The 15,294-nt window shown below is 61.1% G+C and carries 11 protein-coding genes; 5 read left to right on the top strand and 6 right to left on the bottom strand.

From position 1 onward, the window contains the following. The first annotated feature begins 208 nt into the window (after positions 1-208). Complete coding sequence (gene mhpT / locus EXW71_RS00365; protein ID WP_134657137.1) at positions 209-1,441, top strand: 3-(3-hydroxy-phenyl)propionate transporter MhpT; 1,233 nt, start codon at positions 209-211, stop codon at positions 1,439-1,441. Here mhpT and EXW71_RS00360 read toward each other — a convergent pair. The 3 genes from EXW71_RS00360 to EXW71_RS00350 form a co-directional block, all read right to left on the bottom strand. After that, on the bottom strand, positions 1,419-2,366 hold the full coding sequence (locus EXW71_RS00360; protein WP_134657136.1) for a transporter: 948 nt from the start codon (positions 2,364-2,366) through the stop codon (positions 1,419-1,421). The genes mhpT and EXW71_RS00360 overlap by 23 nt on opposite strands. Before the next feature lie 81 nt (positions 2,367-2,447). Then, on the bottom strand, positions 2,448-3,215 hold the full coding sequence (locus EXW71_RS00355) for a coniferyl-alcohol dehydrogenase (protein ID WP_134657135.1): 768 nt from the start codon (positions 3,213-3,215) through the stop codon (positions 2,448-2,450). A gap of 44 nt (positions 3,216-3,259) precedes the next feature. After that, positions 3,260-4,735 (bottom strand): benzaldehyde dehydrogenase, encoded by a 1,476-nt coding sequence (locus EXW71_RS00350; protein WP_134657134.1) that lies wholly within the window; start codon positions 4,733-4,735, stop codon positions 3,260-3,262. A 269-nt stretch (positions 4,736-5,004) separates the two neighbouring features. Here EXW71_RS00350 and EXW71_RS00345 point away from each other — a divergent pair, with 269 nt between their 5' ends. Beyond that, positions 5,005-6,789 carry a sigma-54-dependent Fis family transcriptional regulator gene (locus EXW71_RS00345; protein WP_134657133.1) on the top strand — a complete coding sequence of 595 codons (1,785 nt, stop codon included), beginning with the start codon at positions 5,005-5,007 and terminating at the stop codon, positions 6,787-6,789. Between the two features lie 109 nt (positions 6,790-6,898). Further along, positions 6,899-7,513 (top strand): TetR/AcrR family transcriptional regulator, encoded by a 615-nt coding sequence (locus EXW71_RS00340; protein ID WP_134657132.1) that lies wholly within the window; start codon positions 6,899-6,901, stop codon positions 7,511-7,513. Positions 7,514-8,352: 839 nt separating this feature from the next. Here EXW71_RS00340 and EXW71_RS00335 read toward each other — a convergent pair. The 3 genes from EXW71_RS00335 to EXW71_RS00325 all read right to left on the bottom strand — a co-directional run bounded on the left by EXW71_RS00335 (position 8,353) and on the right by EXW71_RS00325 (position 12,212). Continuing rightward, positions 8,353-9,456 carry a polyamine ABC transporter substrate-binding protein gene (locus EXW71_RS00335; RefSeq protein ID WP_134657131.1) on the bottom strand — a complete coding sequence of 368 codons (1,104 nt, stop codon included), beginning with the start codon at positions 9,454-9,456 and terminating at the stop codon, positions 8,353-8,355. Between the two features lie 39 nt (positions 9,457-9,495). Continuing rightward, the gene (locus EXW71_RS00330) at positions 9,496-10,833 is read right to left on the bottom strand and encodes a hypothetical protein (RefSeq protein WP_134657130.1); all 1,338 of its coding nucleotides are present in this window, start codon (positions 10,831-10,833) and stop codon (positions 9,496-9,498) included. A 116-nt stretch (positions 10,834-10,949) separates the two neighbouring features. Further along, complete coding sequence (locus tag EXW71_RS00325) at positions 10,950-12,212, bottom strand: serine hydrolase (protein ID WP_134657129.1); 1,263 nt, start codon at positions 12,210-12,212, stop codon at positions 10,950-10,952. A 247-nt stretch (positions 12,213-12,459) separates the two neighbouring features. On the opposite strand from EXW71_RS00325, the gene EXW71_RS00320 reads away from it, so the two are divergent. Continuing rightward, positions 12,460-13,716 carry a cystathionine gamma-synthase family protein gene (locus tag EXW71_RS00320; protein ID WP_134657128.1) on the top strand — a complete coding sequence of 419 codons (1,257 nt, stop codon included), beginning with the start codon at positions 12,460-12,462 and terminating at the stop codon, positions 13,714-13,716. A 111-nt stretch (positions 13,717-13,827) separates the two neighbouring features. After that, positions 13,828-15,258, top strand: coding sequence for an amino acid permease (locus EXW71_RS00315; RefSeq protein WP_134657127.1), 1,431 nt, complete (start codon positions 13,828-13,830; stop codon positions 15,256-15,258). Positions 15,259-15,294 lie beyond the last annotated feature (36 nt).

Here is a 15,294-nt window from a genome sequence, read left to right as displayed (position 1 = left end):
CCGACACTGACCGATAATCGAACGTTAATAAAACTATCTATTTTCATCACACCTACAGGCTCTCATCGCAAACGCCTGGATTAGACGGCCTGCTTTACGATTTCCGAGGCAGAGTCTGCGCCCTTCTTTTTATAGTTATATTTGTTATCTTGATTGCCAGCAGCCCAAGCGGCTCGCACCACAACAAAAACAACAATGAGGTTTGCCCATGGACAGTCCATCGCGTCGTTCGACGTTGACTATCGCGTTGTGCTTTATCGTTGCGCTGATCGAGGGTTTCGATCTGCAAGCCGCCGGCACCGCTGCTGCAGGGTTGCGTCAGAGTTTTGCCCTGGACCCGAAAATGCTCGGCTGGGTATTCAGTGTCGGGATCATTGGCCTGCTGCCGGGGGCGTTCTTCGGTGGCTGGGTGGCCGACCGCATTGGGCGCAAGAAAATCCTGGTAAGCGCCGTACTGCTGTTCGGGTTGTTTTCCCTCTGCACGGCATTTGTCGAAAGCTACTCGAGCCTGCTGCTGGTGCGTTTTCTCACCGGCCTGGGCCTGGGCGCCGCGCTGCCCAACCTGATCGCGCTGTGCGCCGAGGCGGTCAGCGAACGCAACCGTGGCACCGCGATCAGCGTCATGTATTGCGGCGTGCCACTGGGCGGCGCATTGGCCGCGGTGGTGGCGATGTTCTCCAGTGAACACTGGCAAACCACCTTTATCATCGGCGGCCTGGTCCCGTTGTTGGTCGTGCCGTTGATGGTCCTGCTGCTGCCCGAATCCAGCGCCTTTCGCCAGCAATCCGAACACACCCGCAGCCTGCGCCCCTCCACCGGCACGGCGCTGTTCGGCGAGGGTCGCGCGCTCATCACTCTGGCGTTGTGGCTCAGTTACTTCTTCACCCTGACCGTGATGTACATGCTGCTTAACTGGCTGCCTTCGTTGCTGCTCGAACAAGGCTTCAGCAAGCCCCAGGCGGGCATGGTGCAGATGCTCTTCAATATCGGCGGCGCCCTCGGTTCGCTGCTTGGCGGCGTGCTGCTGGACCGCTGCAACGCACTGAAAGTGGTGCTGTTCGTGTACGCCGGATTGCTCGCCGCACTCGCCGGTGTCGGCCTGTCGGTGGGGATTGTGCCTATGGCCATGGCGGGCTTCGCCGCTGGCTTGTTCGTGATGGCTGCACAATTGGTGCTGTATGCCAGCGCCCCACCTTCCTACCCCACCGCGGTGCGTGCCACCGGTGTGGGGGCGTCCGTGGCCATCGGCCGACTGGGCTCGGTGGCCGGGCCGCTGGCAGCCGGGCAACTTCTTGCGGCAGGCGCCGGCACCAGCGGCGTACTGCTGGCGACCTCCCCCGGCGTCGTGATCGCCGCACTCACCATCATCAGCGTCATGGTGCGTACGGCGCCACTGAACCTACCCGCTACACCCGCGCCTAAAACTGGTGCAGCCAATTAAGCACCAACTTGTTGCCCTGGGTGCGGTTTTGCGCCTGCTGCTCGAAGTACGCGTTAACCGACAGGATATTTTCCTTGTTGAATGCGTAGACCAGGCCTGGGCCGATGGCCCAGACCTTTTCGCGACGCCCGCTCACCGCATGCCCATCCACCTCGGTGTCGGTGATCTGCTTCAACCAGTAGCCATTCAAGCCCAGGCTCAATTGCTGGTCGATGGCGTACTGGAGTGTCAGGTTGGCATGCAACGCCTGCCCGGCCTGAGTGCTGGAAGCATCCGCAAAGCTCGCCTGCGGGTCGTTATTCTTGCCATTCCACAGGTACATGAAGCGTCCACTTGTCGACCACTTCGGGCTGAACCAGTACGTCGCCGCGTAGTACGGGTTGAATGACCAGAAGTTGCTGCCGGGGTTGATCGAGCGCCCGCGGTCATAGGCCCCCACCGGCACCGCTATATCAGCCTCGACCCGTTGGGCCAACCAAGGGCTGCCGTCAGCGCGGCTCAGGGTCGGCAGTTGCAGGAAGGCGCCCAACGTCACATCGCCAAACCCTGCACGGGAACTCAGTGCGGCGTTATTCAAACCATCGTCAACCGCCACATGGGCCAGGGAGGTGTTGATCAGGGTAAAACCAGGCATCGCACCATTGGCCAGGGGCTGGCCGACGTAGATGATCTGCGTGGTCGGCGCCACCACTTCCACATCCTGCCTGGGCAAGGCGAGCTTGTTGCCGTTGGCATCATTGAAACGGCTGGCGCGGGAGTACGTGAGGTATTCCTCCAGGTACCAACCAGGTCCGGCCGGTGCAGGTGAGCCGTCATAGAAGCTGGTGGTGCCCAGGTTGAGTCCGGGCAAGTCATAAGCGTGTGCAGTCGATGACAGTGCGACAAAAGTCATGGCCGCAACCGTCCGCAAGATAGGCTTGGGCATCTTGTATGTCCTGTATTTTTGTTGTTGTTCAAGACCCCCGGCACGGTGGCTCCGCACCGGGGCTAAGCGTTGTTGCAACCCTTACAGGTAGGTGGCGGCCAACCCTCCATCCACCGGCAGATTGACCCCATTGACCCAACGCGCCGCGTCCGAGCAGAGGAACGCGATCACCGACGCCACCTCATCGGCCAAGGCTGGGCGGGTCATGCGCTGGCTGTCCTGGGCCACCCGCTCAGGCCCGAGCATGCTGACGAAATCGCCAAGGATCGGCGTGAACACCGGCCCCGGCGCGACGCAGTTGATACGCACCGAGTGATCACGAAACCAGGCGTGGGATTGCAGCGCACTCCAGACAATCAGCGCCTCCTTGAAGTACTGATAACAGGTGCCCTGCTCCACCGGATTGGCCGCCAGCCACTGCTGCCCGGCCCGGAAGCTCTCGGTGGCCGCCAACGCTTTGTGCAACGCCAGGCGTTGCGGCCATTGCGCGCCGAGCACCGAGGCGACATTGACGATGCTGCCGCCCGCCGGCAGGCGTGGCAGCAACGCTTGAGTGAGGTGGCGCAACCCCAGGTAATTGACCTCGGCCACCGTTTGCACCGGTGCCGTACCGGGCACCCCGGCGATGTTGCATAGCGCGTCGACCCGCGCCGGCAGGCGCGCCACCAGCGCGTCGATGCTCGTGGGATCGCTCAGGTCGGCATGGAAAAATCCATCCAGCGTCAACTGCGGCTCATGGCGATCGACTCCCAGCACCGTGGCGCCCTGGAAACGCGCCAGTCGCGCCACTTCCGCACCAATGCCCGACGCAACGCCGGTGACGATCAAGGTTTTGTTGTACAGATTCATGTTCAAGCCCTCTTATTGTTATGCAGGCGTGCGTGAGCCAAGGCTCAGAACGGATAAGCCGGTGGCGCGTTTTTCACGGTGACCCATTGCCACTGGCTGTATTCGTCCCAGTCGGCCGGCGCACCAACGCTGCCGCCATTGCCCGATGCACCGCGACCGCCGAAGGGGTTGATGCATTCGTCAGCCACGGTCTGGTCGTTGATGTGTAGCAGGCCGCAGTCCAGCCGCTCGCCAATGGCCATGGCACGCCCCACCGACGGCGAGATGATGGCGGCCGAAAGGCCGTACTCCGTGCGGTTGGCCAATTCGATAGCCTCTTCATCGGAGGCAAAGCTGACCACCGTCGCCACTGGGCCGAAAATTTCATCTTCAAAGGCACGCATGCCCGGTCGCACGCCACTGAGCACCGTGGGCTGGTAGAACAGCCGGTCATAGTCACCGCCCGCCTCCAGCTTCGCCCCCGCCTGCAGGCTGTCGCCGACGATCTCGTGCACGCGCTGCAATTGGCGCTGGTTGATCAATGGGCCGAGCGCGGCTTCACCGCGGGCAGCGTTGCCCACGGTAAGTGCCCGGGCCTTGTCGACTAACTTGCGCGTCAGGCTGGCGGCGATGGATTCATGCACCAGCACCAACCCGGTCGCCATACAGATTTGCCCTTGGTGCAGCCAGGCCCCCCAGGCGGCATTGCTCGCGGCCAGGTCGAGGTCGGCGTCTTCGAGAATGATCAGCGGGTTCTTGCCACCCAACTCCAGCGCCACTTTTTTAAGGTGACGACCAGCCACCTCGGCGACTTTGCGCCCCGCCGCCGTCGAGCCGGTAAACGCGATCATCCTGACATTCGGATCGCGACACAGCGCCTCACCGGCCGGTGCGGCGCCGGGCAGCACGTGCAGCAGGCCCTTGGGCAGGCCTGCCTCTTCGAATAGCCGGGCGATGAGAAAACCGCCGCTGACCGGGGTCTGCGGATCGGGCTTGAGCACCACCGCATTGCCCGCGGCCAGGGCCGGTGCCACCGAACGCAGCGACAGCACCAGGGGGAAATTGAAGGGGGAAATCACCCCGACCACGCCATGGGGCTGACGCCGGGCATAGGACAGGCGCCCCGCCGCGCTGGGCAATACCACCCCGTGGGGTTGGGACAGCAAGCCCGCCGCCTGGTGCAGCAATACGATCGCCTCACGTACTTCGTGCTCGCCCTTGAACAGCGCAGCCCCGGTTTCCCGAGCGACATACAACGCCAGTTCGGCGAATGACCGTTGCGCCACCTCGGCAGCCTTGCGAAACACCTCGGCACGCTCACGTGGGCCGAGTGCGGCCCATGCCGGCTGGGCCAGGGCCGCACGGCGGCTGGCCACGGCGATGTCGGCCGGGCTGGCCATGGCGCAGTGCATCAGGGGCTCGCCGGTGGCAGGTTCGATCACGGGGATCACGGTTCCCGAGGCGGGAACCCAATCGCCATCGAACACACATTCGGACTCGATGGCCCGCTGTAGCAGGTGGGTGGTTTCAGACACTGACATGGCAACTCCCGGTTCTTGTAATTGTCATCGCCTGCACGCATGCAGACGCCGCATCAAGCCTTGAGCAAAGGCTGTGCCGCTTGCGCGAGACGACGCTGACATAAACCGCCGAGGGTTCTGGATCGCGACCTGCCACGTGCCGTACAGCGTCCACCCACTGATCGATTGCAAAAACCGCCCCACCACCACTTGTTCAATTGATAAGGTTATGTTTAATAACTATCTCGGCAGTGACTCATATCGATCACTCGCTTTGCAGGGGCATAACAATGACTAATCCCCATAGCGCGCAGCCCGACAACCGAGCGACCACTGCGCACTATCATCCGCGAGGCGACAGCCGTCATCTCAGCGACAGCAGCTCACCCACGCCTGCGGAACTGACCGACTGCCTGTTTTTTTCTCCGGAAGACGGTCGCATCTGGCTCAACGACCAGCGCATGTTGCTGCTGCACAGTTCCGCCTTCGTCGCCCTGCGCGCAGAGGTCATCGAGCGCCTGGGACTGGAGCAGGCGCGCGGTCTGTTCACACGTACCGGTTATGCCTCGGGCTTGCGGGATGCTCGCTTGATCCGTGAACGCTGGCCCCAGGCCGATGCCGCGGCGGTATTTCGCGCCGGCACCCACCTGCACACTCTGGAAGGCATGACCAAGGTCGAACCGTTGCACTTTAAATTCGACGCCGACTCGGGGTTCTATGAAGGCGAGTTTCTGTGGCACCACTCGTGCGAGGCCGATGAACATGTGAGCGCCTACGGAATTGGCCAGGACCCGGTGTGCTGGACTGAAACGGGCTATGCCATCGGTTTCGTCAGCGGTCTCTTCGGGCAAATGGTGATTTTCCGCGAGGTGCAATGCCGAGGCATGGGCCACAGCAGTTGCCGGGTGGTGGGCAAGACGGCCGGACAATGGGGTGATGTCGAGCAGGACCTGCGCTACCTGAATGTGTCCCAGGCCGTCGCCGGCCCCACTACCGCCCCTGCGCGCCAGAGCCCGGCAGGCAACCCTGCCGGCGTCAGCCAGGCACAAGCCTTGGTAGGCGCCAGTGCGGCGTTCAACGCCGCGATGCAAGCCCTGCAACGCGTCGCACTGACTCCCGCCACCGTGCTGATCAGCGGCGAGTCCGGCGTGGGCAAGGAGATGTTTGCGCGCCAGCTGCACCAACTCAGCCCTCGCCGCGAGAGCCCGTTTGTGGCCCTCAATTGCGCAGCCATCCCAGACAACCTGATCGAGGCCGAACTCTTCGGTGTCGAGCGTGGCGCGTACACCGGCGCCACCCATTCGCGTCCCGGGCGTTTCGAACGGGCCCAGGGCGGCACGCTGTTTCTGGATGAAATCACCAGCCTCAGCCTGGCGGGGCAAAGCAAACTGCTGCGGGCCTTGCAGGAACGCGAGATCGAACGGGTCGGCGGCGTGCGCGGCATCATGGTGGACGTGCGGGTGGTGGCCGCGACGAATATCGATCTGCGCAAAGCGGTGGCTGACGGCGCGTTTCGCGAAGACCTGTTCTACCGGCTGAATGTCTACCCCATCGCGCTGCCGCCGCTGCGGGAACGCCGGGATGACATCCCGCTATTGATCAACGCGTTCCTGACGCGCTTCTGCCAGGAATACGCCCGGACACCCGCCGGCTTGACCATGCGCGCGCTCAAGGTACTGCTGCGCTACGATTTCGCGGGCAACGTGCGTGAGCTGCAAAACCTGATCGAGCGCGGCCTGATCGCCAGTGACGAAGGCCAAGCCATTGACCTGGTGCATCTGTTTCGCAACGAGCCCCTGCCGGCGAATCCCTATGGCCTGGACGACCACGGCAGCCTGTCCAACACTGCGCCGGCAAGCCTCCCTGCCCTGCTGGACACTCTGGGCCAGCTCGACCAGGGCTTTTCCATTGAAGGGCTTGAGTCGCGCCTGATCCAGGAGGCGCTGCAACAGCACGCCGGCAACCTGGCCGCCGCGGCCAGACGCGTTGGGCTCAGCCGTGCGCAATTTGCGTACCGCTTGAAGAAATATCAACGACAAACCCCTCAAGCACGGGAGAGCAATGGCCTGACCTGAGAATGAGTGCTTTAAAAGTTTTATCCAATTAAGTATTTTGCAGGGGCACCGGGCTGACTACCGCCCTCTTTCTTACGCATGTTTTTTATTTTCATGACAAGGACCTTCAGTGAGCGGACTGCGTGAACGCCAGAAAGCCGAACGACGGCAAGCCATCAGCAAGGCGGCCATCGAACTGTTTGAGCGCCAGGGTTTTCAGAACACCACCATCGAACAGATCGCCGGCCAGGCAGGCGTCTCGGCGCCCACGGTGTTCAAGTATTTCGGCAACAAACAGGAAATCATCCTGGAAATCCTGCACCAGGCCGATCAACGCGCCATTACCGACACCCGCAGCCGGATCCAGGAAATCGAAGACCCGGTTGAAGCGCTGTGTCATTTGGAGCGGCTGCTGACGGGCTACGCCCTGGAAGTCATGCACCCGAGCCTTTGGCGCGAGCTGCTGCCGTTGATCCTGTTCGGCGGCAACAACGAACTGCCTGCCGGCTACCGCGCCATGAACGACGCGCTCAGGGCCGAAATCAGCCAACTGCTGCGGGAACTGCAACTGGCCGGCAAATTGCGCCCGCAGCTCGATGTCGAATTGGCCGCATTCCTGTTGAACGACTATTCGCACCTGCAGCTGTTCAGGCTGGTGAACCAGGAACAGCCGGATATCGAGGCGCACTCCTTGCAGGTCAGGCGTATCACCGAGCTACTGTTTTATGGCATGCAGGCCCGATAGGACGTGCCTGCAGCGCAGCATGGTTGTCTGCACAAATCACGATGCGAAGCTAGCCGCTTTTGATCCTTATCTCAGGCCCCCCAAAATCAATATCGGATTACGGGGGCGAACCCCCTCGCGGAGGGCCCGTTGGATAGTCGTCGGCTTCCGAGCCGTCACGGGAGCAAGCTCCCTCGCCACAGGTTCATGGCCACATCAAAGTTGTGTAGCGCAGGCAAGCCAGCTCCCACAGGCAAGCAAAAGCTGCAATGCAGCATGGTATCTACACACATCACGATGCGAAGCGAGTCGCTTTTGATCTTGATCTCAGGCGCCCCGTCAAACCACGCTGGCCGGAATTCGATATTGATTTGGGGGGTAAACCGGCAGGGATGCCGGTTTAGCCGCCCCGCGCCATGGATGGCGCGTGGCGGCGGCCCCCCCAAATCAATGTCGGATTGCGGGCACACCGAGCCTGGGCGAGGTGCCGAGTGGTGGGGCAAGAGCCCTTTGGTTACTTTGGGGCTTTTCCAAAGTGACCCGCCGTAAGGGCGGAACCCTAAGTCGTCGTTACCGCAGCAATGGATATGTACTCGTTCCATTCCAACATCCTGGTCGGCCCAAAGGCCGCCAACCGGGGCGACCTCCCTCGCGGAGGGGCAGTTGGATAGTCGCCGGCTTTCGGGCCGTCACGGGAGCAAGCTCCCTCGCCACAGGGTCACGGCCACTTCAAAGTTGTGGAGCACAGCTAAGCAGGCTTCTACAGGAAAGCAAAAGCAGTGCTGCGTTTGCTTTCCTTTTGATCTAAGGCACCCGCCGAACACGTCGGCCGAACCCAGGCTTTGGAGCGTGCCAACAGATCAACGGTTGGTCTTGATGGCCGTCCAGGTACGGTTACGGATCCGCTCCACTGCGGCCGGCACCGGCTCCAGGGCGAACAAAGTCTTACGTGCCTCGTCCGGCACGTACATGTTCGGGTTGTTGCGGATACCGGCATCCACCAACGCAGTGGCGTCCTTGTTCGGGTTGGGGTAACCGATCTGATTGCTGATACGGGCAATCACATCCGGACGCAAAATGTAATTGATGAACACATGAGCCTCCTCCGGATCAGGCGCATTGGCCGGGATCATCATCACGTCCGACCACATCGGCGCGCCCTCCTTGGGCAATGCCATCTCGACCTTGACGCCCTTGCCGGCGGCATCCGCCAATCGCTTGGCCAACGCCACACCGCCGGACCAGCCCACGCCGATGCAAATATCACCGTTGGCCAGGTCCATGCCGTAGCGCGACGAGTTGAAGTAGGTGACGTAGGGGCGGATTTTCATCATCAAGGCCTGGGCCTGCGGGTAGTCCTCGCGTTTCTGGCTGTTGGGGTCCAGGCCCTTGTAGTGCAGGGCAATCGGCAGGATTTCATTGCCGGCATCGAGAAAGCCCACGCCACAACTGGCGAGCTTGGCGAGGTTTTCTTCCTTGAAGATGATGTCCCAGCTGTTCATCTGCACATCGGGGCCGAGGGCTTTGCGGACCTTGTCGACGTTGTAGCCGATCAAAGTGGTGCCCCACAGGTAAGGTGCGGCATAGCGATTGCCGGTGTCCCCCACAGCCTCCAGGGAGTGCATGAATTGCGCGTCCAGGTGCTGCCAGTTGGGTAACTGCTTGCGATCCAGGGGCTGGACGGCGCCGGCCGTGATCAGATGCCCCAGGTTGGCGGTGCCGGGGAATACCACGTCATAACCGGAGTTGCCGGTCAGCAGCTTGGACTCCATGGTTTCAGCACTGTCGAACACATCGTAGATCGGACGAATGCCGGTTTCGTCCTGGAAACTCTTGAGCACTTGCGGCGGCAGGTATTCGATCCAGTTGTAGATCCGCACGGTCCGCTCTTGCGCCAGGCAAAAACCACTGATCAACAGCGAAGCGACAGTGCCCAGCAAGGTATTACGCAAAAACCTGTTCATATAAAAACACTCCAGCGCGGCCACGATGGCTCGCAGCACTTAATAGCGATAGGTGAAATACAATTCCAGCGCACTGAAGCGCTGGTCGTTGCCGAAAACCTGCTTGGCGGCTGCCAGTGGCTTGACCCAGTTGTACGACAGCGACGTATAGAACGATGGCGTTGGCGTCCAGTCGAGGAATACCACGCTCTCATCGGCAAAACGCCGGTCACTGACCGTCGCGCCCATGTAGTTTTTCTGATCCAGCCAGAACTGGTAGTGAATCGCGCCGAGGGTCAGGGTTTCGTTGAGGTGGGTCTTGAGGGAGAACTGCTGGACATTTTCGTTGCTGTTGAACAGCAGGTAGTTGCCGACCACATCCCCCACGAGCCAGGTGCTCCAGTCGACGAAACCTTTGCTCAGCGGGTCCCAGGCTTTCTGGCGGTTATCGGCGAGGTTGTCATCACCGGAAAAGCTCGCGTAGCGGTAGCCGATCACGGGTGTCAGCGGCAAGGTATTGAAGGCATAGTCGGCCTGGCCATACCAGGCGCTGGCGTCGTAATCGACACCCTCGCCGCTGCCCCGCTCCAGCGCATACTCGGCATTCAGGGTGAGTGCCGGCACGCCGGGCACACTGGCCTTGAGCGCCCTCAGGTTGTATACCAGCATCCCGTCGCGGCGCCGTGGCAGCGTGCTCCCTCTGGGGCCGAGGGCATTGACCTTCATGGCCATGGCACCCAGCGTCACCTGGTTATCGACGTTGTAATCGAGGTTGACCCCGGTCATGCGCCAATCACCCAGATCATCGTCAGTGCGCAAGGTGAATGCCTGAGATTTCAGCGCGCCGTGATCCCAGGCCAGGATCGCCGAGTCCTTGAAGGCCGTGCGCGGGCCGAGCCAGTAGGCGCCGTCCTTGTGCTGATCGAGATTGCCGTCCATCACGATGAAGCCCGTACCGATCATGTAGTTCTGGCGACCTGCGGTAAGCGTCCACTCGCCGGCGCGAAAACCTGCGTAGAGTTCTTCGACGGCCGCCTTGCCGTCGGAGCTGCGGGTGAAGCCGCCTGCATCGCCATCACCGAAGGTGCTGGCTGCCACCAGGGAACCGCCCGCCAGCAGGCTGAAGTCGGGTTGCAGCGCATAGTCGAGCTTGACGCCCGGTTTTACGTAGACCTCTTGCCAGTTGATCGTCGCGCCGCCATTTTTACCGCTGCGTGAATCGACTTGACCGCTGCCGAAGTTGACGCCACGGGTGAACAGCGTCGCGCCGCCTGCGGTGAGGTTGACTTCGCCCTTGAGATTACCGTCCTCAAAGGTGTAGCCCGCCAACGCGATGTGGGGGATCAAGGGTAAGCCAAGCGCCAACAGCGCTCGAGAGAAACGCGGGGTGAAAACCATAAGAAGCTCCTGTGGAATTATTGTTGTTACAGGGCAGTCAATGGCGACGCAGCGCGCCGCCAGCACCCGGCGAGGCCGGGTGAATAGAACGCAAGATTCTTATTGTTTGGCGTGTATCAGTGGCTCAGGTGAGCGGCAATGGCGCGCAGCATGCGCACACTGTCGGTATCGAACGGGCTCACCGCATCCGCCAACGACGATTGCTTGACGATCACCACACCGGAGGGTTTGTCGATGAACAGGTATTGGCCGTGAATCCCGCCGGCCATCAGGGCTTGGCTGTGGTCATTGAACACGTACCACTGGCTTCGGTAGGAGGCACCCGGTGTCCAGTTGGAGAACTCGGTGTTTTGCGCGTAGATCGCTGGATCAGACCCGGCGGCAATGCGCCCCACGGTCTCAGGCGACAGGAGTTCGCAGCCATCATGGCGGCCATCGTTGGCCAGTAGTCGACCGAAACGCGCCATGTCTCTCAAGGTGGCACTGAAACCCGCGCCCGCCACATTCCGCCCCCACGGGTCGGCCATGAAATAGCCGTCCCGGTCACACCCCAGGCGCTCCCAGATCCTCTCCAGCATCTGGCTGCAGGCCTTGCCCGAGGCGCGCTCCATGACCCACGCCAATGCTTCGGTGGTCGCCGTCACGTAATGGAAAAAACCACCGTGGCTCCCGCGCTTCCTGAGTGACGGCAAGTATTGATACAGCGACTCGAATTGGGCGTACTGCGCGGGTGCCGGTTGAAAGCCGCAGGCATAACCGTATTGCGAACTCTCGGAGTTGGGATCGTCATAGACCTCGCTGTAGTCGATGCCCACCGCCATGTCGAACAACTGGCGCACCGTCGCATCGCCAAATGCGCTGCCCACCAGCTCGGGCACGTAGTACGCAGCGGGTAACTCGGGCTTGAGCGCGCCTTGGGTGACCAGTTGTTCACCCAGGGTGCCGATCAGCGACTTGGTCACCGAGAACATGATGTGGCGGTCATCGGCGCGCTGGCCGTTGAAGTAACGCTCGAACAATACCGTGTCACCCTGCATCACCAAAAAGGCGTCGGTCTGGCTGGCGACAAGGTGATCAATAACGCTGATGCTCAGTCCGCACTCACTGTCGAAACACAGCGCGTCCAGTGCTCTTGGGGCCTGCTTGAGTTGCCCCGCAGATGCGGTGCCCGCCTGCACATCGATGGTGGGACGCAGGCGCGCCAGATGACGGAACCCCCACTGGCTGAAGGGTGGACGCATCCAATTGCTCCACGTGACCCGGTGTTTCGGCTCAGCCGGAAAGCCCTGCATCAATTCGGGTGCCCACTGAGGCACGGTTAAGGACTCGACCGTCTGGACATACAGACTGGCCAATGAGCGCGTGATTTTCTGACCCATGGTGTAACCCTGGAAGTGACTCTGCATGCGAGCAGATGCGCAGCAATAATTAACCGGCAATTATTTTTTAGTCAATAAAATATTTTATCGACAAACAGAAATGATCACTCCACCAGCAGCACCCATTAAAAAAAGCAGCCCTTTGGCACCGATAACATCGTTTCTCGGGCGCCCCACCAATCCCTATATTGGCCCGCACTATCTGTGTGAATGACTCAACGTTCACCCCTCAGTGCGAGTAGCCTCAATGAACAAAAAACCTGACAGCGCAGGACTTGATAATGCGGGCGCCGGGACCCGGGCGGTCTGGGGCGGGGAGCAAGTCAGCCACCCTTACAACGCCACCCAAACCCCTATCGTGGCCAGCGCTGCGTATGGCTACGACGACATTGATGCCTGGTATGACGTTGCATTGGGCAAAGCCCCAGGCTTTATCTACAGCCGCATGAGCAACCCGACGGTCGAGACTCTCGAAGCCAAGATTGGCGAGTTGGAAATGGCCGAATCCGCCGTTGCCTTCAGCAGCGGCATGGCCGCGATCAGCAGCGTGCTTTACACCTTCCTGGCCCATGGCGACCGCGTAGTCTCCACCAAGGACAGCTATGGCGGCACCAACAAGATTTTCGAAGAGTTCCTGCCGCGCACGGGCGTGGCGGTCACGCTGTGCGAGACGTTCGATCATGAGCAGATCGAGCGCGAAATCGCCAAAGGCTGTCAGGTGCTGTACCTGGAAACGCCCACCAACCCGACCCTGAAAATCCTCGATATCCAACGGCTGGTCGCGGCGGCCAAGCGCGTCGGCGCCCTGGTGGTTGCCGATAACACCTTCGCCACGCCACTGAATCAGAACCCGCTGGCGCTGGGGGTGGACGTGGTCATCCACAGCGCCACCAAATTCCTCAGTGGCCATGGTGATGTGCTGGGCGGCCTGGTCTGCGGCAAGGAATCGTTGATGGCCAAGGTTCGGCATTACCGCGAAATCAACGGTGCGACACTCGACCCGTTCTCGGCCTACCTGATCATTCGCGGCATGAAAACCCTGGTACTGCGCATGCGCCAACAGCAACGCAGCGCTTGTGCCCTGGCGGAGTTCTTGTGCACCGAACCCTTGGTGTCATCCGTCAATTATCCCGGCCTGCCCGGGCACCCGAACCACGCGGTGGCCTGCGCGCAAATGGCTGGCTTCGGCGCCATCGTCAGTTTTGTACTGGTCGGCGGCATGGACACCGTCAAGGTACTGCTGCCACGCCTGCGATTTGCGCACTGCGCCGGCAACCTCGGTGCGGTGGAAACCATTTACGGCCCGGCCCGCACCACCAGTCATGTGGAGAACACGCTGGAGGAACGGCTGGCGCTGGGCATCTCGGAGGGGCTGGTGCGGGTCTCGGTCGGCATCGAGGACACCGATGATCTGCTTGATGATTTGAAGCAGGCGTTCGCATTTGTGCGCTGCCTGCGCGAGGAAAACAGCCAGCGGAGTACCTGCGCCGAAGCCGCGAACTGACCTTTCAAACCTCACGACAGGGCCGTCTGTGAGGCGTTTCATGAAGAGGAATAATAATAAGACTTAGCGGCAACGTTCCTACCTGCCCTAACAACTTTCATGAGAACAACCATGTCCACAAAAGAAGAAAAACTCAACACGCGTGCCGGCTTCAAACAGGAAATGCAAACCCGCCATATCGTCATGTTGGCACTCGGTGGAGTGATCGGCACCGGGCTGTTTCTGACCTCCGGATACACCGTCAACCAGGCCGGCCCGCTCGGTGCGGTCATCGCTTACGTCATTGGCGCACTCATGGTCTACATGGTGATGATGTGCCTGGGCGAGTTGGCGGTGCAGATGCCCGAAACCGGCTCGTTCAGCAGTTACGCGACGCGGTTTCTCGGCCCGGGTACCGGCTATACCGTGGCATGGCTGTATTGGCTGACGTGGACGGTGGCCATCGGTTCGGAATTCACCGCTGCCGGTATCCTGATGACGCGCTGGTTCCCCGACACGCCGGTATGGATCTGGAGTGCGCTGTTCGCCGGCGCGGTGTTTTTCACCAACGTGGTGTCGGTCCGTTTGTTTGCCGAAACCGAGTTCTGGTTGTCCCTGATCAAAGTCGTGACGGTCGTGGTGTTTCTTTTGATCGGCGGCGGCGCCATTCTCGGGCTGCTCAATATCGATCAGGTCCACAGCATCGGCCTGGGTAACTTCACCCGCGAAGGCCTGTTCCCCACTGGTTTCATGTCGATTGCCATGACCTTGCTGGCCGTGTCGTTCGCATTTTCGGGCACCGAGCTGATCGGTATTGCCGCCGGTGAAACCAAAGACCCGCAACGCAATGTGCCACGGGCCATCCGCACCACCGTGCTACGCCTGGCGATCTTTTTCGTCGGCACGATTTTCGTCCTGGCGACCCTGTTGCCCCGCGAACAGGCCGGATTGGTGGAAAGCCCCTTCGTGACCGTATTCACCTATATCGGCATCCCCTACTCCGCCGACATCATGAACTTTGTCATCATTACTGCGCTGTTGTCGGCCGCCAACTCCGGGCTGTACGCCGCCTCGCGGATGCTCTGGACCTTGAGCGACCAGGGCCATCTGCCCAAGCAGTTCTCCCAACTGACCCGCATGGGCACGCCGTTGAATGCGATTGTGTTGAGCATGGTCGGCGGCGGCGCCTCACTGCTCAGCAGTGTGTTCGCGGCCAACACCGTGTACTTGGCGCTGGTTTCCATTTCCGGGCTGGCGGTAGTGGTGGTCTGGATGAGCATCGCCGCGAGCCAGATCGCCTTTCGCCGCCAGTATGTGGCCAATGGCGGCGATGTGCGCGACCTCAAGTTCCGGGTGCGCGGTTACCCGTGGATTCCGCTGGGCGCGTTGGTGTGCTGCACCCTGGCGTGTGTGGGGATCGCGTTTGACCCGGAACAGCGGGTCGCGCTGTACTTCGGTGTGCCCTTCATCGCCTGGTGCTACTTCGTGTATTACATTACCCGCAACAGCCGCGAGCGACGCCTGTCGCTCGCCTCCACGGTTCGACCGTCCGATGCGTTCTAGGCGCGCTCGACGGTGTGGCCCAGCGTGCTCGGCACA

This window comes from Pseudomonas sp. BCA17 (assembly GCF_004519405.1).
Classification (GTDB): domain Bacteria; phylum Pseudomonadota; class Gammaproteobacteria; order Pseudomonadales; family Pseudomonadaceae; genus Aquipseudomonas.
The sequence above is the reverse complement of the archived record's forward strand: the minus strand, read 5'-3'. Positions and strand labels throughout refer to the sequence as shown.

What these genes read in the sequence shown, in the direction of transcription:
- EXW71_RS00350 (WP_134657134.1), bottom strand. Translation starts at nt 4,735, where the DNA reads ATGTCAGTGTCTGAAACCACCCACCTGCTACAGCGGGCCATCGAGTCC.
- EXW71_RS00335 (WP_134657131.1), bottom strand. Translation starts at nt 9,456, where the DNA reads ATGAACAGGTTTTTGCGTAATACCTTGCTGGGCACTGTCGCTTCGCTG.
- EXW71_RS00355 (WP_134657135.1), bottom strand. Translation starts at nt 3,215, where the DNA reads ATGAATCTGTACAACAAAACCTTGATCGTCACCGGCGTTGCGTCGGGC.
- mhpT (WP_134657137.1), top strand. Translation starts at nt 209, where the DNA reads ATGGACAGTCCATCGCGTCGTTCGACGTTGACTATCGCGTTGTGCTTT.
- EXW71_RS00320 (WP_134657128.1), top strand. Translation starts at nt 12,460, where the DNA reads ATGAACAAAAAACCTGACAGCGCAGGACTTGATAATGCGGGCGCCGGG.
- EXW71_RS00315 (WP_134657127.1), top strand. Translation starts at nt 13,828, where the DNA reads ATGTCCACAAAAGAAGAAAAACTCAACACGCGTGCCGGCTTCAAACAG.
- EXW71_RS00325 (WP_134657129.1), bottom strand. Translation starts at nt 12,212, where the DNA reads ATGGGTCAGAAAATCACGCGCTCATTGGCCAGTCTGTATGTCCAGACG.
- EXW71_RS00330 (WP_134657130.1), bottom strand. Translation starts at nt 10,833, where the DNA reads ATGGTTTTCACCCCGCGTTTCTCTCGAGCGCTGTTGGCGCTTGGCTTA.
- EXW71_RS00360 (WP_134657136.1), bottom strand. Translation starts at nt 2,366, where the DNA reads ATGCCCAAGCCTATCTTGCGGACGGTTGCGGCCATGACTTTTGTCGCA.
- EXW71_RS00345 (WP_134657133.1), top strand. Translation starts at nt 5,005, where the DNA reads ATGACTAATCCCCATAGCGCGCAGCCCGACAACCGAGCGACCACTGCG.